Source organism: Streptococcus sp. HMSC034E03, assembly GCF_001811505.1.
Lineage (GTDB): Bacteria > Bacillota > Bacilli > Lactobacillales > Streptococcaceae > Streptococcus.
In genome coordinates, this window is the sequence record NZ_KV804982.1 from 115,219 (window position 1) to 137,472 (window position 22,254).

Here is a 22,254-nt window from a genome sequence, read left to right on the forward strand (position 1 = left end):
CGGCCCCTCTCGAGGTAGATAGGTATCTATACAGAAAATACAGTGCGTACATTAAATGGCGGTCGTACGTTTCCGTCCCCTCTCGAGGTAGATAGGTATCTATACAAAACAATCTAGTGATCTTACAGTAAAATCTTCCCTAGTTTCCGGCCCCTCTCGAGGTAGATAGGTATCTATACCCCATATCTTGTATGTAAACCTATAACAAGCACTAGATATAACCTATTGGAAACTACTATTAGTATACCATATTTTGTAAGAGTTTTCATCTCAAAAGAACAAACAATCCTCCTTTTCTATCTCGACTTCATCTGTATTTAAGCGCAAGGTTTCTTCTCGATTTCCAAGGTAAACAATGATATTGTCTAACTGGTCAGCATCATAGAATGCTTGCAACTCACTCAGCAAGCTACGATAGTTGGACTTTTCTAGATCAACCTCAAAGCAAGAGCGTTGGACTCGGATACCAAATCCCTCTAGTAACTTTGCGAATTTCAGACGCCTCTTATTACTGACAATATCATAAATAATGATACAAAAGAAACTTTTTTTCTTAACATATTCCTTCTCCTCAGAAGATAGATTAAAGTAAAGTCCCATGATTATTCTCCTGTATAGCCCGTAACATAAAGTTCGGGTTTTAGACTTTCAAAAGCTCGCATCAATCCTTTAATCTGCAGATCTGCCATATATAGAAAAGTATAACGTTTTTTATCTTCTTCAACATACTGATGGATTTCTAACATCCGTTCCCTCATTGCACAGATAAAAACCTTTCTCCCTTCATCTCGCAATAAATAGCCACCCTCTTCATTCTTTTCAAAATGCTCAACTGTTAATTTACCACTAAAGATTAAGTCTAAAATAGTATTATCAACGATGATTGGACGCCACTCCTCCATGAGGTCACTCGCTAAACTTGCATGGTGTTGGTTGCTCTGATGCATAACTCCAAAACCATAACTCAAACCATTTTTTCTTATCAGGCCTAAAAAGCAAGAATAGAGCAAAGAGTAACCAAAATTTAGTAGACTATTAAAACAATCCTCAGCAGGCCTACGACTTCGTCTATAAAAATGAAAATCATCAGGCACTAGCAAACCCAAATAGTAAAAATAAGACTTTGCAATTCTACCTTCATACCCCATCACTTCTGGTATTGACATAGCTTCAGATATCTTTTCTATACTTTCTTCAAAGCGCGAAAAATCTTCATGTGTTAAAATTCCATCTTGATTATAATTTTTAAGTAAGGATAGCTGGTGATTTACCTTGGCGGAAGCTATTTTTTTAGATATAGAGAGACAAAAATTCTTATCAAAACAAGCTTTCGTCTGAATAATTTGCTTCTCAAAATCTTCTTGTCGATAGGAATCCAAGCAAGCCAAAAATTTACCTTCACCAGAAAAATAATAAACATTGATTTGCTTCTTTGCTAAAGCCTTTAGTAATTGTGTGCTTAACTGAGCGTTCCCAAACACTATGACATTCTCAACTAAGTGGATTGAGATTTCTTTAACAATCTCGCGTTGACCATTCTTTATGATAATCATCTGATTACAGAGACTTAAAAAATGGTCAAACTTTTGAACAAATAAATCACTCATCTCATATACACCTCCTAAATGTATAAAGGATATTATTTTATTACTAAAATTGCTTTTGTCAATACCAAATATTAATTTTTTTAAAAACAAAAAAAACGAACCAGCTTGACTGATTCGTTTCGTTACTATCACTACTTCCGATACATCTTAAATTGTAGGAAGAGGTCACTATATTTTCCTGTCCATTTATGGTCAAATTTTTCATAAACTTCTAGGTGTTCTATGGTGTCTGCATCTGGATAAAAGGACTTGTCCTCTTTTGTCTCCTCAGGGAGCATTTCCTTAGCAGCAGTGTTTGGTGTTGAATAGCCAACATACTCAGCATTTTTCAGAGCATTTTCAGGCTTCAACATGAAGTTGATGAAGGCATAGGCTGCATCCTGGTTCTTAACAGTCTTAGGTATCACCATATTGTCAAACCAGAGGTTACTTGCTTCTGTCGGTACGACGTATTTGAGGTTAGGATTTTTTTCCAACATCTGGCTAGCTTCCCCTGAAAAGGTCACACCAATGGCAGCATTATTCTGAATCATGTAACCCTTCATCTCATCCGCCACAATAGCCTTGATATTCGGTGTTAGCTTATAGAGCTTATCTACCGTTTCCTCCAACTGCTGTGGATCTTTTGAGTTGAGGCTATAGCCTAATGAGTTAAGACCTAAACCAAGCACTTCACGCGCCCCATCAAAAAGCATAATAGAGTTTTTATACTCTGGCTTCCAAAGGTCGTCCCAATGTTCAGGCGCTTCTTCCACCATAGTCTCATTGTAGACGATTCCCAAGGTCCCCCAGAAGTATGGGATAGAGTACTGGTTGTTGGGATCAAAGGACTGGTTGAGAAATTCAGAACCGATATTCTCAATGCCCTCAATCTTACTATAATCCAGTGGAACTAGAAGGTCTTCATCCTTCATCTTGTTAATCATGTACTCACTTGGGATGGCAATATCATAGGTTGTCCCACCCTGCTTAATCTTGGTATACATGGCTTCGTTGGAGTCAAAGGTCTCATACTGGACTTGGATTCCTGTTTCTTCTGTAAATTTTTCCAGAAGTTCAGGGGCGATATAGTCTCCCCAGTTGTAGATAACCAATTTTTGACTATCACGACTATTGATTTTACTGTCCAAATGGTAGGAAATTCCCCACAAGACTAGGATAATCGCTAAAATTCCTGCTAAAAATGAATAGAGTCGTTTCATGCTTGATCCTCCTTCTCTCGTGAAATGAAGTAATATCCAACAACCAGGATAATACTAAAGAGGAAGACCAAGGCTGAAAGAGCATTGATTTCTAAAGAAATCCCCTTACGAGCTCGAGAGTAGATCTCAACTGAGAGGGTTGAGAATCCATTTCCCGTTACAAAGAAGGTCACGGCAAAGTCATCTAATGAATAGGTGAAAGCCATAAAGTAACCTGCTATGATAGACGGCGTTAAGTAAGGAAGCATAATTTCCTTGAACATTTGGAACTGACTAGCCCCGAGGTCATAGGCCGCATGGATCATATCCCCATTCATCTCTTTCAATCGAGGCAAAACCATGAGCACTACGATTGGAATCGAGAAGGCCACGTGACTGGACAAAACTGTCAGAAAACCAAGTGAAAACTTGAGCTGGGTAAAGAGAATCAAGAAGCTGGCACCAATCATAACGTCGGGTGCAACCATGAGGATATTATTGAGAGATAGAAAGGCTTCTTGGTACTTTTTACGTGATTGGTAAATATAGATAGCCCCAAAAGTCCCAATCACTGTTGCAATCAAGGCTGATAGAAAGGCTAGTAAAAAGGTCTGAACCAATATCAGCATGAGTCTTCCGTCACCAAACATAGTCTCAAAGTGAGTCCAGCTAAAGCCTGTAAAGCTATTCATATCATCGCCTGCATTAAAGGCATAGCCGATCAAGTAAAAGATTGGCAAATAAAGGACAATAAAGACAAAGGCTAGGTAGAGATTGGCAAATTTTTTCATCGTTCTCTCCTTTCCTTAGTCACCCACATAGTGATAAACATAGTCAGGATAAGAACAACACCGATAGTTGAACCCATACCATAGTTGTCATTGGTCAAGAAGTTCTGCTCGATGGCAGTCCCCAAAGTAATCACTCGGTTCCCCCCAATCAAACGGGTCAACATGAAGAGACTTAAACTTGGGATAAAGACAGATTGAACGCCACTTCGCACCCCGTTCATTGACAGAGGGAAGATGACATGGCGGAAGGTTTCCCACTTGGTCGCACCTAGGTCATAGCTGGCATTGATGAGATTGTTATCCATATCATCCAAAACGTTGAAGATTGGCAAAATCATAAATGGAAGCTCAATGTAGCTTGCGACAAAGATAAATGAGAAATCTGTAAAGAGCAACTGCTGAGAACCAATTCCGATAAATTCTAGGAATTGGTTGATAGAACCATTTTGACCAAAAATCCCGATAAAGGCATAGGCCTTAAGGAGAAGGTTGATCCAGGTTGGCAAGATGATTAGCATGAGCCAGAGTTGACGGTGTTTGAGACGAGTTAAAAAGAGGGCTGTTGGATAACTGATAAGAAGCGTCACTAGAGTTACAATCCCTGCATAGAGAACAGAATTAAAACTCATTTTGAGATAGGTTAAGTTTTGCGATGCAAAATAGGATTTATAGTTTTCTAAACTAAACTGACCTTCGATGTTGAAAAAAGATTGTCCGAAGATTAAGACCAAGGGTGCCAATACAAAGAGGGCAATCCAAAGCATGTAGGGCACTACAAAGAGTTTAGAGGTTGTTTTCTTCATCTCTTTCCTCCTCGATAGCGTTAATCAAACCTGCTTCTTGCTCTTCGATTTCTACGTATTCTTCGATACGAGCATCGAACTCTTCTTCTGTTTCGTTAAGACGCATGATGTGGATATCTTCTGGTTCAAAGTCCAGACCGATTTCCTCACCAACGATAGCCTTACGAGTCGAGTGAATCATCCATTCATTGCCAAGTTCATCATAGGCTATAATCTCATAGTGGACTCCACGGAAGAGCTGCGTATCGACCTTCACTTGAAGTTTTCCTTCTTCTGGAAGGGTGATTTGTAAATCCTCTGGGCGAATCACGACTTCGACTGGTTCATTTGGCTTCATCCCACCGTCGACCGCTTCAAATCGTTTGCCATTGAACTCGACCAAGTAGTCCTCAATCATAGTTCCAGGCAGGATATTTGATTCCCCGATGAAGGTGGCTACAAAGTGGTTGATGGGCTCATCGTAGATGTCAACGGGTGTTCCAGACTGAACAATCTCTCCATCATTCATAACGAAAATCCAGTCACTCATGGCCAAGGCTTCTTCCTGATCATGGGTAACAAAGACAAAGGTGATGCCCAAGCGTTGTTGCAGTTCACGTAGTTCGTACTGCATGTCTGTCCGCAATTTCAAGTCCAAGGCTGACAAAGGCTCATCCAAGAGTACCACACGAGGTTGGTTGATAATCGCACGCGCAATGGCCACACGCTGACGTTGTCCTCCAGATAGTTTACGGATTGAACGTTTTTCGAAACCTTCCAACTGTACCATTTTGAGAACTTCTAATACACGTTGTTCGATTTCTTTTTTATCGACCTTACGCAATCGCAATGGAAAAGCAACATTTTCAAACACATTCATATGTGGGAACAAGGCGTAAGACTGGAAGACCGTATGAACATCTCGTTTATTGGTTGGGATATCATTGATACGGACACCGTCTAGCATGATATCACCAGTTGTTGCATCCAACAAACCCGCAATGATATTGAGGATGGTTGATTTACCAGATCCTGAGGCACCGAGAAGTGTGTAGAACTTCCCTTCTTCCAACTCAAAGTTAATATCCTTGAGAACCTTGGTGTTGCTATCTTCAAAAACTTTAGAAACGTTTCTGAATTCGATAATTGGTTTTTTCAATTGGCATAAATTCCTTCTTTTTCATAGATTAACAGATCAGGGCTCTGTCAGGCCGCCACTACCTCTTGCAGGGAGTTATACCACCTGCATGCATCTTCGCTACCGATAGGCTTTCACCCCCTCTACATTCTAGTTAGCAGCAGCTAGGCTATTTTTATTTTATTCATGCTCTCCTAGGATTCGAACTTCTCTCTCGAGGGTAACGCCTGAGTGCTCTTTAACCTTCTCAATGACAGACTCGATTAATTCCTCATAGTCCTTAGCAGTTCCATCAGCAATATTGACCATAAAGCCTGCGTGCTTTTCTGAGACTTCGACGCCACCGATACGATAACCTTTCAAGCCTGCTTCTGCAATCAATTGACCTGCAAAATGATCCACTGGACGTTTAAAAACTGATCCACATGAAGGATACTCTAAAGGTTGCTTGAGTTCACGAAGGTGAGTCAAGCGATCCATCTCCTGTTTGATGACTTGGTGATTACCTGGAGCTAGGGCGAACTTAGCAGAAAGGACTACTGCCCCTGATGCTTGAATAGCTGAATGACGGTAACCAAAGTTCAAGTCTTTAGCAGACAAGGTTTCGATTTCACCTTCCTTAGTCAAGATTTGACAAGACTGGAGAACATGAGCAATCTCACCACCATAAGCGCCAGCATTCATAAAGACAGCACCACCGACGCTTCCTGGAATACCACAAGCAAATTCAAAACCAGTCAAACTATGACGTAGGGCAATACGAGTAGTCTCAATTAAGTTTGCTCCAGCTTCAGCCTCAATGGTATAGCCATCAACAGAGACATTATTGAGCTTGTCACACATGATTACAAAGCCACGAACTCCACCCTCACGAACGATAATGTTACTTGCATTTCCAAGAACCATCCAAGGAATGTTTTCCTGATTGGCAAACTTGACCACACGAGCCATCTCATAGCGATTGCGTGGAAAAACTAAATAATCTGCCTTTCCTCCAACTTTTGTATAAGTATAGGATTTTAATGGTTCGTCGAAACGAATATCGATTCCTTCTAAGGTTTCTTTTAATTTATCTGATACGGTCATTTTTCTAATCCTTTTATAAAATTCATTCCATTATACCATTTTTAGCGTTTTTTTTCGATGATTTGGTTAGCTTTTTCAAAAGCTCAAACTAAAAAGAGGATGAACCTCTTTTTTGTATTATTGCTTTTTATAAAAGATCGTTTTTGTAAAGTAAATAAAAATAATAACTTCCACTGCTAACAATCCTTCTACGAGAAGTGGATTTGACAACCAACCAACTTGAGATAGGCTCGGAGCCAAATCAAATAGGGCGTGCAAACCATAAGCCGCTACTAGGTAAATCCATTTCTTTTGGCGAACTGCTTGATAAACCCAGAAGGTCAAACCGACTTGAAGAAGTAAGGCTAGGATTCTCTCTAGTCCCAAAAGGTAAATCTGCCATGCTGCTAGATTGTTAATCGTAGCAAGCGTACTCTCAGGTAAGAGTTGCATGATGGCTGGATTTTGCGATTCTACTGCTGAAAAGAGGATGAAGAGATTGAGTAAACTTGCAATTCCGATATAAATCATTTCTAGCCCACCATGACCAAGACCATAGGCGAGGGCATCTGAATCTTCCATCTCTCTTTTTTTGTTCAACCATTTGAAAAAGATTAGTCGAGCTGTTTCTTCAAACAAAGCAGCCATACAGATCCCGTAAATCACATATAGAAGGGGATTTTCCGTCATGAGTGGAACTGTCCCATCCTTTTGTGGATGAAGAACCAAGAGATGAACGATTTTCTCCAAGACCTGAGATGAAGCAAAAAATGCAACTGCCCCAAGTCCCAAAACTGCAAAATTAATCTTGTATTTCTTTCTTGCGTACCAAACTGCTGCAATGAGGACGGCAAACAAGGCCACCATCGTTATTATTACATGAATTTTCATATTTGACTCCTTTTATTCTGACTTATCGATATCTTTTTTCATCTCGTCAACATTAAACTTAGCAAATAGATATTGACGATCCTGAACAGGAAAACGTTGATCCAACTGGTCAACTGCACCCACTTCTACAATACCTTCCTTGATGACAAAGTCCATAACGTGGCCACCAAAGGTTAGGTCATCTGAGATAAAGTGTAGATGGTAACCAGCAACACTAACTCCATGGAAAATTTCAGGTGTCCAAAAACCGACGATGGTTCCTGAAACATTTTCGCGACTATACTCTGGCTGATGCGTTGCTACTTCTGCAAACTTAGTTTCAGAGGTTGACTTAGGAATCATGCGCACATGCATGTGTTTAAAATCACCATGAATCTTGATGGAACGGAAAAGATTCTCTCCATCATAATAGGACTCAATACGTTTTTCAAGTTCCTGATCAGTCATTTCAAAACGCTGACGGAAAATAACTTCTGCCTGGTGGGGTACAACTGCTGCATAGGGGATCAAAGCATCTGGTGAAACTTCCACAATTTCAGGTTTCTCACCTGATCCCTTAGCCTGATAAGCTTTCCCATCTAAGACAATCAATTCTCCATCGATAGAATCCAGGGTTCCTAAACCTAAATCACCATGTTGGAGCAATTCACCAACGGTTAGACTTCCTCCATAGAGTCCCGCCATCAGCGCTCCTAAAGTATTGTATTGAAATAATTTTACTGGTTCTTGCACCTTAATAATCTCACTCTTTCCAGAATTTTTCACTTAATAAGTATATCATATTTCTTTCAAAATTTGAATGTCAGAGGCCCTTTTAAGATTGCCAAACGTTTAAAAAAAGGGTACAATGTAACAAAATCAAGAGAGGTCTGGTATGCAAAAAAAAAGTAAGTATGAACAGGTTGTTGCCTATCTAAAAGAAGGGATTGAATCTGGAACTTTTCCTACAGGAAGTCGCCTGCCCTCCATTCGGAACATTAGCCAAGACTTCCACTGCAGCAAAGACACTGTCCAAAGAGCTCTCTTAGAACTTCGATATGAGAAATACATCTATTCTAAACCACAAAGTGGCTATTATGTCTTAGAGCAACAAAGTAGTCATGATGATCTAGAAATTTTAGTCAATGATGAGCACTTAGGTGCCTATGATGACTTTCGTCTTTGTGTAAACGAAAGCTTGATTGGTCGAGAAAATTATCTCTACAACTACTATGAACACCAAGAGGGTTTAGAAGAATTACGAAAGTCTGTTCAGAAACTACTTTTTGAGCAAGCTATCTACAGCAAACCAGACCAGTTAGTCATGACAACTGGAACCCAGCAGGCTCTCTTTATCCTTTCTCAGATAGACTTTCCGAGTCGTACGCAGGAAATTCTGGTTGAGCAACCTACCTATCATCGAATGAACCAACTCCTGCTGGCTCAGGGGCTTCCTTATCAAACTATTGAACGACGGATTGATGGCATTGACCTAAACGAACTAGAACAACATTTTAAAACAGGTAAGATTAAGTTTTTCTATACCATTCCACGTTTTCACTATCCTCTAGGACATTCCTATACGGACCAAGAAAAACGAGCCATTCTAGATTTGGCTGCCAAGTATCAGATTTACATCGTAGAAGATGACTATCTGGGGGATCTCGATCCAAAAATGGGGCAGACCTTTCATTATTTAGACCAACATGATTTGGTCATCTATATCAAATCCTTTTCTACCAGTCTTTTCCCTGCTCTTCGGATTACTGCCCTCATACTTCCAAATGCCATCAAAGAAGCCTTTGTGTCCTATAAAAATATCCTTGACTATGATAACAACCTCATTATGCAAAAGGCCTTATCCCTCTACATTGATAGTCAATTATTCGAAAAAAATAGACTAGCTAGACTAGTCCTCCAAGAAAAGAAGCAAGCTCAGATTCAAAAACTTTTAAAAAGCAATCCTATCAATCTCCCAACCTATCCACTCCACGATGGACTCTTACTTGATTTGAAACAGTATTCTAAAATTGCTAGTCTCAAACATAGTTCTCTAGGTCTTGACTTTTTCGAGACCTCCTACTTGTCTACTTGTCCCTATCACTTTGCCAAAGTGCCTCTTGAAAAGATAGAAACCACACTAGATTACTTAAAAACAGAGCTGGACTAAGATCCAACTCTGTTTTCTTATTGTTCTACTTCTGTTAGCTTAGCAGCTTTTTCAAGATAAGATTGATAAGTTCCCTTATCTTTCAGTTTTTGGATTATCTTATCAACTACTTCCTTCAAATCTGAGTTACCTTTTTTGATAGCTACAGCATTAGCTTCACCTTCTGTCATAGTCAAGTTTACTGTAGCCACTGCCAAATCTGAGTTCTTAGCAGCATAGCTTAATGCTACTGGCTCATCCATATGAACGGCATCTACTTTACTAGATTGAAGCTCGTTGACTGCTTCTCCCATGTTTGTCAAAGAAGTCAACTGTGCCTTTGGAAGTTGCTCTTTAACCATAGATTCAGGAACAGTTCCTTTCTGAGCTGCAATATTAGCACTTGCTAGAGAGTCCAAATCCTTGTATTTTTCAAGATCTGATTTTCTGATAAGGAAGCTAATTTTATTTTCATAGTAAGGAATTGAGAAATCAAAGACTTCTTGTCTTTCTTCAGTTGCACTGATTCCCGCAATTGCTAGGTCTGCTTTTCCTGTTTGAAGACTAGTCAAGACATTATCAAAACTCATGCTTGAAACTTCCAATTTCACTCCAAGTTCATCAGCGATTGCTTGCGCCATGTCAATATCAGCACCTACGACTTGGTTCTTACCATCTACAAGTGCTTGAAACTCAAAGGGAGCATAGTCTGGACTAGTTGCAACCACTAATTTTCCTTTTTGCTTGATGGCCTCCACTGCAGACTGCGAGCTTGAGCTAGACGATTGGCAAGCTACCAATAAAAAGCTTGCAAGAAAACTACATAAGACAAATATCCATTTTTTAAAATTCATAAATAAACAACCTCTCTGTTAATTTTGTATAATTATAACTCCACAAACTCCGTTTGTCAAGCATATTTTAAATTTTTATGAAAAATTTTCATTTTTTCTTTCAAAAAAGGAGCTTTTACTTACTAACAAGCTCCTTTTTTGCATAATTAATCAATCTTACAATTCAACAATCTTACCTGTTTCAAAGTAAACAACCCATTCACAGATATTTTTTGCATAGTCACCGATGCGCTCCAAGTATGAAATCACTTGGAAGTAATCACGACCTGTGACGATAGCTTCTGGATGTTTTTTGATTTCTTCTGTAGCTAGGTCTCGAATATTATCAAAGTAATTGTTGATATTTTCATCCATGGTTGCAACTTCATAGGCTTGATCCACAGAACCATTCAAATAAAGTTCTAAAGCGGCTTCAACAAAGTTTTTTACTTCACGACCCATTTTTTTAATTTCTTCTTCAACTGCAGGGATACGCTGCTCACCCTTCATACGAATCGTTGCTTTTGCGATGGATACTGCATGGTCCCCCATACGTTCTAAGTCTGACACAGCTTTTAGGACTGTTAAAACTGTACGTAAGTCTTGTGAAACTGGCTGTTGTAGGGCAATCATTTCAAATGATTTCTTTTCAAGTTTCACTTCGTATTCGTTTACTTCTGCATCTTCCTCAATGACTTCTTTAGCCATGTCACGGTCATGCGTTACAAAAGCACGTACGGTACGATTGATTTGGGAAAGAACTTCTTGTCCCATAGCATAAAACTGATTATGCAATTTCTCTAAATCTTCTTCAAATTGAGATCGTAACATCTTCTCACTCCTTATCCAAATTTACCTGAAATGTAGTCCTCTGTCTCCTTATGTTGAGGATAGAGGAACATATCCTTGGTATCGTTAAATTCAATCAAATCTCCACTGAAGAAAAAGCCTGTCTTATCAGAGATTCGAGATGCTTGCTGCATAGAACGAGTAACCAAGAGCATGGTGTATTTGTCTTTTAGACCATACAAGGTTTCCTCAATCTTACCAGCAGAAATAGGGTCCAAGGCTGAAGTTGGTTCATCCAAGAGGATGATTTTAGGGCTAGTCGCCAATACACGTGCCACACAAACACGTTGTTGTTGTCCACCTGATAGACCAATTGCTGAATCATGCAAGCGATCCTTGACCTCATCCCAGATTGAAGCACGCTGTAAAGCTTTCTCCACAGCTTCATCCAAAACGTTCTTATCTTTTTCCCCATTAATGCGGAGACCATAAACAACATTTTCGTAGATAGACATTGGGAATGGATTGGGTTGTTGGAAAACCATTCCGATTTCCTTACGTAATTCAACCGTATCCGTACGAGGGCTATAAATATTGTGCCCATTATAAACCACTGATCCAGTTGTCGTCACTTCAGGATTAAGGTCACCCATTCGGTTAATAGCCTTTAGAAGTGTTGATTTCCCAGATCCAGACGGACCGATAAGGGCCGTAATTTCCTTGGGTTGGAACAATAAGGAAACACTATTCAAGGCCTTTTTTTTATTGTAATAGACTGACAGGTCTGAAACCTGTAAAATCGGTTCTATCATACTATTTCCTCTCTAACCAAAGTGTCCAGTTACATAGTCATTTGTTGACTGTAGCTTAGCATTTTGGAAAATATTAGCAGTTTTATCATACTCGATCAAGTCACCCAAGTAGAAAAATCCAGTGTAGTCACTAGCACGCGCAGCTTGTTGCATACTGTGAGTTACGATGATAATGGTAAAGTCCTTCTTCAACTCCAGCATGGTTTCTTCAAGCTGAGCTGTTGCAATCGGATCCAAGGCTGACGCAGGCTCATCCATCAAGAGGATGTCTGGTTTTACAGAAATAGCACGCGCGATACAGAGACGTTGCTGCTGACCACCTGAAAGCATTAAGGCCGACTTATGAAGGTCATCTTTGACCTGATCCCAGAGTGCTGCCTGACGAAGGGAGGTTTCTACAATTTCATCAAGAACTTTCTTGTCCTTAACTCCTGCACGTTCATGTGCAAAGGTGATGTTGCGGTAAATTGATTTAGCAAATGGATTTGGACGTTGAAATACCATTCCGATGTGTTTACGCATTTCATAAACATTGATTTCAGGACGGTTAACGTCAATACCTCGATAGAGAATCTGTCCAGTAACCTTTGCAATATCAATGGTATCATTCATACGGTTGAGACTGCGTAGGTAGGTTGATTTCCCTGATCCTGATGGACCGATTAAAGCTGTAATTTTATTTTTTTCGAATTGCATATCCACGCCCTTGATGGATTCATTTTTACCGTAGTAAACGTGTAAATCCTTTGTAGAGAGGGCCACTTTTTCTTCTGGAAAAGTAATAATATGCCTTTCATCCCAATTATATTTTGACATGGCTTCTCCTTTAGGCAGCGGTTAATTTCTTATGTAGATAGCTTCCGAGTTTACGTGCTCCAAAGTTAAAGATGAGGATAAAGATGAGGAGCACGGCTGCAGAGCCTGCTGAAACAAGTGTTCCATCAGGAATAGTTCCTTCACTATTGACTTTCCAGATATGGACAGCCAAGGTTTCTGCTTGACGGAAGATTGAGATTGGACTGGTTACGCTGAGAACATTCCAGTTAGACCAGTCAAGAGCTGGTGCAGATTGACCTGCTGTATAGATAAGGGCTGCAGCTTCACCAAAGATACGACCTGATGCAAGCACAATCCCCGTTACAATTCCGGGAAGAGCTTCAGGAATAACGACATGCAGGACTGTTTCCCAGCGAGAGATTCCAAGTGCTAAACCAGCTTCACGTTGCGTATGGTGAACGTGTTTCAAACTGTCTTCAACGTTACGAGTCATCTGTGGAAGATTAAAGACTGTTAAAGCCAAGGCACCAGAAATAATAGAAAATCCATACTCAAACTGGACTACAAAGATGAGGTAACCAAAGAGACCGACTACGACTGATGGTAGCGAAGACAAAATTTCAATACAGGTACGAACGAAGTTGGTAACACGACCTTTTTTTGCATATTCAGCCAAATAAATTCCAGCCCCCATTGATAGAGGTACAGAGATGAATAAGGTAATGACCAAAAGGAAGAAGGAATTATAAAGCTGGATTCCAATACCACCACCTGCTTGATATGAGGATGATTTTCCTGTCAAGAAAGACCAAGAAACATGAGGTAAGCCTCGAACCAAGATATAAAGAATCAAGGAAGCTAGAATGGTCACAATGATTCCTGCGATGGTGTAGAGGACAGCTGTTGCAAGTTTATCTAATTTCTTAGCGTGCATAGTTTTTCTTTCCTCTTTCTTTCGTAATCAATTTAATCACACTGTTAAAGGCCAAGCTCATCAAAAGCAATACTAAGGCTAGTGACCAAAGAACATTATTATCAACAGTTCCCATAACAGTATTTCCGATACCCATGGTCAAAACAGAGGTCAAAGTCGCTGCTGGTGTCGTCAATGAAGTTGGGACAACGGCTGAGTTTCCGACCACCATCTGAATAGCTAGGGCTTCACCGAAAGCACGGGCCATACCAAAGACTACTGCCGTAAAAATACCTGAACGTGCCGCCTTCAAGGTTACACGCCAGATAGTCTGCCAACGAGTAGCTCCCATGGCTAAACTAGCTTCACGATAGTGACGAGGAACTGCACGTAGGCTATCAGTTGTCATAAAGGTTACAGTCGGCAAAATCATAACAAAGAGAACGAAAATCCCTGATAAAATACCAAAACCTGTTCCACCAAAGACACTACGGACAAAAGGAACCACGACCTGTAAACCAATAAATCCATACACGACTGAAGGAATCCCAACTAGAAGTTCAATAGCTGGTTGTAAAATTTTGGCTCCTTTTGGTGACACCTCAGTCATAAAGACTGCAGCACCAATGGCAAATGGTGTCGCGATGAGAGCAGATAGGATGGTAACAATAAAGGAACCTAAAATCATTGGAAGAGCACCAAATTGCTTACCTGAAGGGTTCCAAGTTGCACCAAAGAGAAAATCAAAGATATTCACACCATTGACAAAGAAGGTTGACAAACCTTTTTGGGCTACAAAGATTAAAATCATAGCCACAATGATAACAATCAAAGAGAGACAGGCAAAAGTCAGACTTTTCCCTAATTTCTCAAGACGAGAGTTCTTTGACGGAGAGAGCAATTTTTTAGATAATTCTTCTTGATTCATTATTGGCTCCCTTCTATTGCTGTCACAGTACCTGCAGCATCTTTTTCAACCTTCATTTCCTTAACTGAAATATAACCCATTCCTTTAACGATTCCATTCTGAGCTTCGTCTGAAAGGACAAAGTTTAGGAATTCGGCAACCAATTCATTTGGATCACCAAGTGTATACATATGTTCATAAGACCACAAAGGCCAATTATTCGTGGTTACATTCTCTGAAATTGGTTCATAACCATTGAGTTTGATAGTCCCAACTGAGTCATCAACATAGGCAAAGGCTAAGTAGGAAATAGCTCCAGGGGTCTGAGAAACAATTGATTTGACCATTCCGTTTGAATCTTGTTCCTGACTTTGCATTGCTGATTGCCCATCCATGATCACACTGTCAAAAGTCGCACGAGAACCTGAACTTGCCGCACGGTTGATAATAGAGATGGCTAAATCTTTACCACCGATTTCTTTCCAGTTGGTAATTTCTCCTGTGAAGATTTGTCGGAGCTGATCCGTCGTTAGATTATCAACATCTACTTCCTTATTGATAATAACAGCCAAACCTGCAACAGCTACCTTATGGTCGACCAATGCTGAGGCATCAATACCGTCTTTTTCCTCCGCAAATACATCGGAGTTGCCGACATCTACTGCTCCTGACTGAACTTGCGACAGTCCTGTACCAGAACCACCACCTTGAACATTGACTGTTTTTCCGATGTGAGCTGATGCAAATTCATCTGCAGCCGCCTCGACTAAAGGTTGGAGGGCAGTTGACCCAACAGCCGTCATAGACTCCCCACGATCAATCCAACTTGCACATCCTACTAGCGAACCAGCAAGTAAAAGAGTCGCAAGAGAGAGTGTGAGTTTTTTAAATTTTTTCACTATTTGTCTCCTTGAAAATAATGATGAATAGCTTGGAATTTCGCCCTATTTTTCTATGTTTTATGCAAAAAATCCATACTTCCACTATAACATAGAATACTGATTTTGACTAGTTTTTCACCTTAAACCTCAAGCCCTTAGGGAAATAATTCTTCAATGTATTTCCTGTCACTTTTGCAAAACCTAAACCATTTCCAGCAACCAAAACTTGGTACCAGCCATTTGGCAAAGTTTCAGATAATTGAACTGTTTCACCAGCTACATACTTGACAAAGTCCTCTTGATGAATTTCAATTCCTTGATTGACTAGACTTGGTTTCAAAGCTAAGCCAAGTGCAAAACTTGGTTCAAAACGTTTTTTCTTAAAGGTTCCAAGATGAAGTCCATTTCGTGCAATTCTTAGTTTTCCTAAATCTGGTAGGTCTTCAAGTAAGAGATACAATTGGTCACCAAAAACCTGTAGGACTCCAGCCAGTTTTTCTTTAAGATGTTTCTTCTCAAAATCTTGCCATAAACTCAACTGTTCACGATTAAGATTAGTCTTAGAAGGCTTAAACTTTCCTGACTTGTTTTGACCCTTAAACTGAAGATGGGCAACAAACTGACCTTCTCCCTTAAAACGATGTGGGTACATCCGAGCTGTCTCAGGAAAATCAATCCCAGGAGCCATACCATTGATATGTTGGATCGGAATCAATTCAAAATCATAACTAGCCAGTAACCATTTGACGATTTCCTCATTTTCTTCTGGAGCCCAAGTACAAGTAGAATAGACAAGTCGACCGCCATCAGCCAACATGGTGACCGCATCTTCTAAAATCTCACGTTGTAGGTTAGCACACTGGCTTGGATATGCTTCACTCCAATAGTCCATGGCATCAGGTTGCTTACGGAACATTCCTTCTCCTGAACATGGTGCATCTAAAACAATCAGGTCAAAATATCCCTTAAACACTTTAGCCAAACGATCGGCAGATTCATTGGTCACAACTACATTTGACGCTCCAAACCGTTCCATATTTTCAACCAAGATTTTCGCTCGTTTGCTTGAAATTTCATTGGAAACAAGAAGACCTTCGCCTGCAAGATAGGCTGCCAGTTGAGTGGATTTACCACCGGGAGCCGCTGCCAAGTCCAAGACCTTCATACCTGGTTTTGGTTGAGCTACTTGTGCAACCATTTGTGCAGCAGGTTCTTGGGAATAGACCAAACCTGTTACATGCTCAGGAGATTTTCCAGAAACCTTTCCATAGTAGCCCCAGGGTGTATTTGGAATAGCATCTGAAAAAGAAACTTGTCTTTCTTTTAAGGGATTGATGCGAAAGGCGGAAACTGCCTCATCATCAAAAGAGGCAAGAAAAGCTCTTGCCTCATCTCCCAATATTGCTTCATATTTTTTTACAAATCCTTCTGGAAATTGCATGTAAGTTTATTTCCTTTCATAGATATAGGATTGGATTTCTGCCAACTTGTCAGTTGGAACCATCATAATTGGTTGTCGTGTCTGAAAATCCACCGGTTCTCCAGTTAAGGTTACAATCTGATACCCTAAACTTTCTCCTATGATACTAGCTGCAGCATAGTCCCAAGGTTGGAGGTAGGTGATATAGGTCAATAGCTGACCTGAGAGGATTTTTGAAAAGCTGATAGCTGCACTTCCATATATTCGTACACCAAGTGAAGCATTAGCCAATTCTGCTACACCCCAAGCGTTTGTTTCCAACATACCAGCATTACTCGCAATCAGAAAATCACGCAAGGGCTTATCCTTAAAATTAGGCAAGGGTTCTTCATTGAGACAGGCCTGAAAAGTACCTCCTCCATGGTAACAATGACCTTTCATGACATCATAAATGATCCCAAACTGACCCACACCGTTTTCAAAATACGCTACCATAATGGCGAAATCTTCACCTTGGGCGACAAAATTGTTGGTACCATCAATGGGATCAATGACCCAAACAGATCCACATCCAACTGAAGCACGCAGACAGCCCTCTTCTGCACAAAATTGGTCATCAGGATAATTCGAACGAATCCTATCAACCAAAAAATTCTGGACTTCCTTATCCAAACGAGTCACCAAGTCTGTCGGCGAGGTTTTTCTCTCAACATGAAGATCATCCTTCATATGTTTTCGAATATAGCTCGCTGCTTCCTTGACAATCTCTTTGGCAAACGCAAATTTATTTTCCAAGCGAAATCTTCCCTTCCTCTTGCTCTTTGGCTAATTGGACAACTCGATAGAAGGAATAACCACTCGCAGTTTCAAATTCACGGCCCAAGCGTTTTTCTTCACTCTTACTTGGAACAACTGCTTTGAATCCCTTATAGGAATCTAGTAATTTTTTTGCCTCTACCTTAGTCTCATAGGCTGCTTCAACATCATTAAAAAAAGAAAGCACTGAAGCAAGTTCTTCAGTGCTCCACGACAAATCTAGTGGGTAACTATACTGTTTATTCATCTAATTAATACCAGCTCTCAATGTAGCTTCTTTCAGTTCTTGTTTACGGTAACTACGAGGGAGAAAAGCACGAATCTCATCTTCATTAAAACCGATTTGCATCCGTTTTGCGTCAATAATAATCGGACGACGCAAAAGACTCGGATACTGCTCAATTAAATGAAGCAACTCCGATACTGAGATACTCTCTACATCAATATTCAATTTTTGAAAAATCTTTGAACGAGTCGAGATGATGTCATCAGTACCATTTTCGGTCAAGGAAAGAATGTGTTGCAGTTCTTTTCTCGTTAAAGGGCTGGTCATAATATTATGCTCTTGGAATGGCACTTTATGATTCTCGAGCCAGGCCTTTGCTTTACGACATGATGTACAACTCGGTGATAAAAATAGTGTAATCATGCTTTCCTCTTCTTTACATACTTTTCTATTCCTATTATACAAAAAAATAAAGCGCTTGACTAGTTATTTCCGTAAAAAAACCTACTTTTTCAAGAAAAATAGGTTTTTTGGAATCACATATGAATGTTTTGCTTAAATATAGAAATATTCATGTTACAAATGATAGTTTTTCCTACATTTTATTTGGAATCAGTAATACTTTTCTTCACTTATCTATTTGTTTTTCTACTCTGTAGGTACATAAATCCAAAAATCAATTCATACAAGCAGAAAAATAGGAGAAAGGCATGGAGGAAAAAGTTCTCTGGTAGGATGAGAATGACAGGATCCTTTGCTGGATCAAACAACCAGGTATCATCACCTACAAATAGAATCTGATGAAACAAGGTAAAGAACTGCTCAAATCCAATGAAAACTCCAACTAAACCAAGAGCCAAAGGTAGAGAAAGTATGATTAAGAGTGCTCTACGATAAAGTGGCAGAAAACCCTTCCGAATAACTTGCTTCCAAAAAAGATAAAAAATCGGTAGAGTTACTAGTGCTACTCCTTGAGCCAGATGAAATAGTCCCTTCACAACCGCAAAATGGTGTAAACCAGATACCGAAGAAGGTAGGTCTGGCATTTCTAATTGTTGACTAAAAGGATTGGTCAAATAAGCCATCAAAACATTAAAATTATGCTGGATGGTCTGAGGTTGCAGATGAACACGATTTGTCAAGTTTAACCAAGAAATCTCCAGAGGGTAAACCAACCAAGCCAGGTAAATGGTCAATAAAATCGCAAGCGAGAGGAGAAAGAGAATACTTCCTACAAAAGTAAACTTAGTTTTCATCGAAATTCCACTCCGCTAGACTTGAAAGGACATGAGTTGGTTCAATTGGCAAATCCTCTACTTCTTCAGGTTTTGTAAATCCTGTCGTTACCAAAAGACTAGGAATGCCATTGTCAATACCAGCTCGAATATCAGTAAGATAATTATCTCCCACCATGACAATTTCTTGGCGTTCAAGGCCTAGGTGTTCAACAGCCTTGTCCATAATAATCGCATTAGGTTTTCCAATATAAACTGGTTTTACACGAGTTGCTGCTTCAAGAAGAGTAATCAGTGAACCAGCACCAGGTAAAAGTCCACGTTCTGTTGGAATATTTAAATCTGGATTGGTGCCGATAAAATGAGCACCTTTATGGATAGCTAGGGTCGCCGTAGCAAATTTTTCATAGTCAACTTGCCAGTCCAAACCTACAACCACATAGGCTGGATTTTCTTTATCTTCTACATACCCTGCTTCTTGAATGGCTTCCTTGAGCCCTGCTTCTCCAATCACATAAACTGTCTTTTCAAGACCTAAATCATTCATGTAATCAATTGTAGCTAAAGTTGCAGTATAGATCGTCGATACAGGCGTGTCAATGTTAAACTGATTGGCTAACATCTCTTGAACACTTTCAGGTGTACGAGTGGTGTTGTTTGTTACAAAAAGATAAGGAAGCTCTCTTTTTTGTAACTCGTGAACAAAAGCCTCTCCCGCAGGGATTCTATCTTTCCCCTTATAGATCGTTCCGTCTAAATCAATTAAATATCCTTTATAAGTCATATCTTTCTTTCTAATCTTTTTTAATTTCTTGCCAAGTTATCCTTGCCTTAGCATTGGTGTCACCATCACTTGTGACTTTATGATTACTCTCTAATCCATTTAATTCATAACTAGAAGTAATCATTCCATCTGGTCGAACTTCCTTAACATATTTAAGGTTAATTTTTTTAGGGATATGGTTAGTCAGGAAATCGGCTCCCATGACCTCAAAAATCCAATCTAGGTATTTGCTGTTATTGACGTGACCATTCATATCTAAGTCATAGAAACGAACGTGATAATCCTTGCTTATCGCTTCTTCCAGCTCTCTATATTTTGGCCCACGGACCCATTTCTTAGAAAACTCAGATTGATAAGGGGCAATAATTTCTGCTACTACAGGATGAACCTTTCGACTCTCACGATCCATAAGGACAAAGGTAGCTACCATATGAATGATTTCTTGACCATCTTCATCATAAATAGTAAATCGGCGGTAGCAAAAGAGACGATTATAGGTCAAAGCTTCTGTTTCAATGGTGATTTCCTCAGCAAAACGAGGCAAACGAACCACGTCAATATCATAATCTGTGATAATCCAGACCAGATTATACTGTTCTAAAACATCCTTGTCACTCACTCCCAGTTCAATTGACTGCATTCCTGATACCTGGAGGGACAATAAGATAAGGTCTGGTAGCTTGATATGGCCATTCATGTCAGCCATATCAAAAGGAATTTTCATCTTCATTTGATAAGTTAAGCCCATAATTCTACTCCAATATAAATCGTTCTGCTACTGTATCACCTAAGAAGAGACCTCTCTTAGTCATACGAACACGATCACCCTCAACCTGCATAAGACCTTGTTGAATCAAGTCTTTAACAATATCTCCATAAAGTTCCTGGAAAGATCGTTCGAATTTTTCTTCAAATCGCGCCATGGAAACTCCTGACTTCTTGCGAAGGCCGAGAAACATCTCTTCTTCCATTTGCTCCCGTTGACTCAAGTGTTCTTCATTGATACGAGCACTTCCCTCTTCTACCGCCTTTAAATAATGGCGGATCGGCCCATGGTTTTTATAGCGAACACCGTCTACATAGCCAGACGCACCAGCACCGATTCCATAATACTCAGCATTGTCCCAGTACATAAGATTGTGACGACTTTCAAATCCTGGCTTAGAAAAGTTAGAAATCTCATAGTGCTCAAAGCCAGCTCTTTCTAGCTCTGCAATGATATACTCAAACATCTCTGCTTCTAATTCTTCCTTAGGAAGAGGTAATTTCCCTCGTCTCATACGATTCATAAAGACCGTATGATTTTCTAAAATTAAGCTGTAGAGGCTCATATGAGGAATATCAAGGGCAATTGCCTTAGCGACATTGTCCTTGACCTGATCCATGGTCTGCCCAGGAAGTGCGTAGATTAAGTCAATAGAGATATTATCAAAACCAGCTAATTTAAGGCGGTCGATATTTTCATAAATATCCTTTTCTGTATGACTACGCCCAATCTTTTTCAGCATTTTATCATCAAAGGTCTGAACACCTAGTGAAACACGATTGACTGCAGAATTTTTCAAAACAGCAATCTTATCAGCATCCAAATCACCAGGATTAGCCTCAATGGTCAATTCTTCCAACATTGATAAGTCCAGGTTTTTAGTCAATCCATCTAACAAAACTTTCAATTGAGAAGCAGACAAGGCTGTCGGTGTCCCACCACCAATATAGAGTGTACGCAATTTTTGAATATCATAAGAATGAAATTCTTGCAGTAGATGCTCTAGATAACTGTCTACTGGCTGATTTTTGATAAAGACCTTGGAAAAGTCACAATAATAACAAATCTGTGTGCAAAATGGTATGTGCACATAGGCTGATGTCGGTTTCTTCTGCATAGTATTTATTATACCACAAAAGCGAACAATACTTAGAATTCCGTTTAACAAAATCCTAGCATTGTTCGCTTTCTTTATCTAAACATTCTTTTTATTTTACGACTAACATGATTCCCAGAACCAATCTAGTTTGTCTTTATAACACAAAAGAATGAATGTTTATTTGACTAAATTTTTAGTCTTCTTTTTTCTTTCCCAAAGCAAGTCCGAGACCGCCTAGAATACCAAGAAGGCCTAGAGAGGCAAGAGTCGCATTTGATTCTGTTCCAGTATTTGGTAATACTTTTTGAGAATCATTTGACTTAGCTCCATTATTATTAGTAGCTGTAGTATCTCCGTGATCTACATTCGGATTAACTGCAACTGGTGTTACCTTAGCTGGAGTTTCTACTGGA

Annotated in this window: 26 protein-coding genes; 1 reads left to right on the forward strand and 25 read right to left on the reverse strand. The window is 39.7% G+C overall.

Features of this window, described 5'->3' with window-relative positions; all coding sequences use genetic code 11:
• Positions 1-270 precede the first annotated feature (270 nt).
• The 9 genes from cas2 to budA form a co-directional block, all read right to left on the reverse strand.
• Positions 271-600 (reverse strand): CRISPR-associated endonuclease Cas2, encoded by a 330-nt coding sequence (gene cas2 / locus HMPREF2805_RS05345; protein WP_075231704.1) that lies wholly within the window; start codon positions 598-600, stop codon positions 271-273.
• A gap of 2 nt (positions 601-602) precedes the next feature.
• On the reverse strand, positions 603-1,607 hold the full coding sequence (gene cas1, locus HMPREF2805_RS05350; protein WP_075231705.1) for a CRISPR-associated endonuclease Cas1: 1,005 nt from the start codon (positions 1,605-1,607) through the stop codon (positions 603-605).
• 131 nt (positions 1,608-1,738) lie between these two features.
• Complete coding sequence (locus HMPREF2805_RS05355) at positions 1,739-2,809, reverse strand: ABC transporter substrate-binding protein (RefSeq protein ID WP_075231706.1); 1,071 nt, start codon at positions 2,807-2,809, stop codon at positions 1,739-1,741.
• Positions 2,806-3,579: an ABC transporter permease gene (locus HMPREF2805_RS05360; RefSeq protein WP_075231707.1), complete on the reverse strand. Its 774-nt coding sequence runs from the start codon at positions 3,577-3,579 to the stop codon at positions 2,806-2,808. The genes HMPREF2805_RS05355 and HMPREF2805_RS05360 overlap by 4 nt, the downstream gene beginning before the upstream one ends.
• Complete coding sequence (locus tag HMPREF2805_RS05365) at positions 3,576-4,382, reverse strand: ABC transporter permease (RefSeq protein ID WP_000754116.1); 807 nt, start codon at positions 4,380-4,382, stop codon at positions 3,576-3,578. The genes HMPREF2805_RS05360 and HMPREF2805_RS05365 overlap by 4 nt, the downstream gene beginning before the upstream one ends.
• Entirely contained in the window at positions 4,363-5,520 is a 1,158-nt protein-coding gene (locus tag HMPREF2805_RS05370; RefSeq protein WP_075231708.1) for an ABC transporter ATP-binding protein, read from the reverse strand. Before HMPREF2805_RS05370 ends, HMPREF2805_RS05365 begins: the two co-directional genes overlap by 20 nt.
• A 159-nt stretch (positions 5,521-5,679) precedes the next feature.
• Positions 5,680-6,585: a UDP-N-acetylmuramate dehydrogenase gene (gene murB, locus HMPREF2805_RS05375; RefSeq protein ID WP_075229401.1), complete on the reverse strand. Its 906-nt coding sequence runs from the start codon at positions 6,583-6,585 to the stop codon at positions 5,680-5,682.
• A 117-nt stretch (positions 6,586-6,702) separates the two neighbouring features.
• Positions 6,703-7,455: a YhfC family intramembrane metalloprotease gene (locus HMPREF2805_RS05380; protein ID WP_075231709.1), complete on the reverse strand. Its 753-nt coding sequence runs from the start codon at positions 7,453-7,455 to the stop codon at positions 6,703-6,705.
• Positions 7,456-7,467: 12 nt separating this feature from the next.
• On the reverse strand, positions 7,468-8,187 hold the full coding sequence (budA, locus tag HMPREF2805_RS05385; protein ID WP_075231725.1) for an acetolactate decarboxylase: 720 nt from the start codon (positions 8,185-8,187) through the stop codon (positions 7,468-7,470).
• 142 nt (positions 8,188-8,329) lie between these two features.
• Here budA and HMPREF2805_RS05390 point away from each other — a divergent pair, with 142 nt between their 5' ends.
• Positions 8,330-9,604, forward strand: coding sequence for an aminotransferase-like domain-containing protein (locus tag HMPREF2805_RS05390; RefSeq protein ID WP_075231710.1), 1,275 nt, complete (start codon positions 8,330-8,332; stop codon positions 9,602-9,604).
• A 17-nt stretch (positions 9,605-9,621) separates the two neighbouring features.
• Here HMPREF2805_RS05390 and HMPREF2805_RS05395 read toward each other — a convergent pair whose 3' ends face one another.
• From HMPREF2805_RS05395 to HMPREF2805_RS05470, 16 genes are all read right to left on the reverse strand, one after another.
• On the reverse strand, positions 9,622-10,437 hold the full coding sequence (locus HMPREF2805_RS05395) for an ABC transporter substrate-binding protein (RefSeq protein ID WP_075231711.1): 816 nt from the start codon (positions 10,435-10,437) through the stop codon (positions 9,622-9,624).
• Positions 10,438-10,593: 156 nt separating this feature from the next.
• Positions 10,594-11,247 carry a phosphate signaling complex protein PhoU gene (gene phoU / locus HMPREF2805_RS05400; protein ID WP_075231712.1) on the reverse strand — a complete coding sequence of 218 codons (654 nt, stop codon included), beginning with the start codon at positions 11,245-11,247 and terminating at the stop codon, positions 10,594-10,596.
• Between the two features lie 11 nt (positions 11,248-11,258).
• Positions 11,259-12,017: a phosphate ABC transporter ATP-binding protein PstB gene (gene pstB, locus HMPREF2805_RS05405; protein WP_075231713.1), complete on the reverse strand. Its 759-nt coding sequence runs from the start codon at positions 12,015-12,017 to the stop codon at positions 11,259-11,261.
• Positions 12,018-12,029: 12 nt separating this feature from the next.
• Positions 12,030-12,833, reverse strand: coding sequence for a phosphate ABC transporter ATP-binding protein PstB (gene pstB / locus HMPREF2805_RS05410; RefSeq protein ID WP_049504357.1), 804 nt, complete (start codon positions 12,831-12,833; stop codon positions 12,030-12,032).
• Between the two features lie 10 nt (positions 12,834-12,843).
• Positions 12,844-13,728, reverse strand: coding sequence for a phosphate ABC transporter permease PstA (pstA, locus tag HMPREF2805_RS05415; RefSeq protein ID WP_075231714.1), 885 nt, complete (start codon positions 13,726-13,728; stop codon positions 12,844-12,846).
• Positions 13,718-14,635, reverse strand: coding sequence for a phosphate ABC transporter permease subunit PstC (gene pstC, locus HMPREF2805_RS05420; protein ID WP_045763363.1), 918 nt, complete (start codon positions 14,633-14,635; stop codon positions 13,718-13,720). Before pstC ends, pstA begins: the two co-directional genes overlap by 11 nt.
• Positions 14,635-15,513 (reverse strand): phosphate ABC transporter substrate-binding protein PstS family protein, encoded by an 879-nt coding sequence (locus HMPREF2805_RS05425; RefSeq protein ID WP_075231715.1) that lies wholly within the window; start codon positions 15,511-15,513, stop codon positions 14,635-14,637. Before HMPREF2805_RS05425 ends, pstC begins: the two co-directional genes overlap by 1 nt.
• A 109-nt stretch (positions 15,514-15,622) precedes the next feature.
• Positions 15,623-16,936: an RsmB/NOP family class I SAM-dependent RNA methyltransferase gene (locus HMPREF2805_RS05430; protein WP_075231716.1), complete on the reverse strand. Its 1,314-nt coding sequence runs from the start codon at positions 16,934-16,936 to the stop codon at positions 15,623-15,625.
• A gap of 6 nt (positions 16,937-16,942) precedes the next feature.
• A complete protein-coding gene (locus tag HMPREF2805_RS05435) occupies positions 16,943-17,710 on the reverse strand; it encodes an inositol monophosphatase family protein (protein ID WP_075231717.1) in 768 nt (255 codons plus the stop codon).
• Positions 17,700-17,978, reverse strand: coding sequence for a UPF0223 family protein (locus HMPREF2805_RS05440; protein WP_075231718.1), 279 nt, complete (start codon positions 17,976-17,978; stop codon positions 17,700-17,702). The genes HMPREF2805_RS05435 and HMPREF2805_RS05440 overlap by 11 nt, the downstream gene beginning before the upstream one ends.
• Complete coding sequence (locus HMPREF2805_RS05445; protein WP_045763368.1) at positions 17,979-18,380, reverse strand: Spx/MgsR family RNA polymerase-binding regulatory protein; 402 nt, start codon at positions 18,378-18,380, stop codon at positions 17,979-17,981.
• Between the two features lie 209 nt (positions 18,381-18,589).
• The gene (locus tag HMPREF2805_RS05450) at positions 18,590-19,213 is read right to left on the reverse strand and encodes a TIGR01906 family membrane protein (RefSeq protein WP_075231719.1); all 624 of its coding nucleotides are present in this window, start codon (positions 19,211-19,213) and stop codon (positions 18,590-18,592) included.
• Positions 19,203-19,976 (reverse strand): TIGR01457 family HAD-type hydrolase, encoded by a 774-nt coding sequence (locus tag HMPREF2805_RS05455; protein ID WP_075231720.1) that lies wholly within the window; start codon positions 19,974-19,976, stop codon positions 19,203-19,205. The genes HMPREF2805_RS05450 and HMPREF2805_RS05455 overlap by 11 nt, the downstream gene beginning before the upstream one ends.
• Before the next feature lie 10 nt (positions 19,977-19,986).
• Entirely contained in the window at positions 19,987-20,724 is a 738-nt protein-coding gene (locus HMPREF2805_RS05460; RefSeq protein WP_075231721.1) for an acyl-[acyl-carrier-protein] thioesterase, read from the reverse strand.
• A gap of 4 nt (positions 20,725-20,728) precedes the next feature.
• Positions 20,729-21,859: a radical SAM family heme chaperone HemW gene (hemW, locus tag HMPREF2805_RS05465; RefSeq protein WP_075231722.1), complete on the reverse strand. Its 1,131-nt coding sequence runs from the start codon at positions 21,857-21,859 to the stop codon at positions 20,729-20,731.
• Positions 21,860-22,034: 175 nt separating this feature from the next.
• Positions 22,035-22,254, reverse strand: a 220-nt coding sequence (locus HMPREF2805_RS05470; protein ID WP_148131606.1) for an LPXTG cell wall anchor domain-containing protein, incomplete at its 5' end; no start/stop codon positions are given.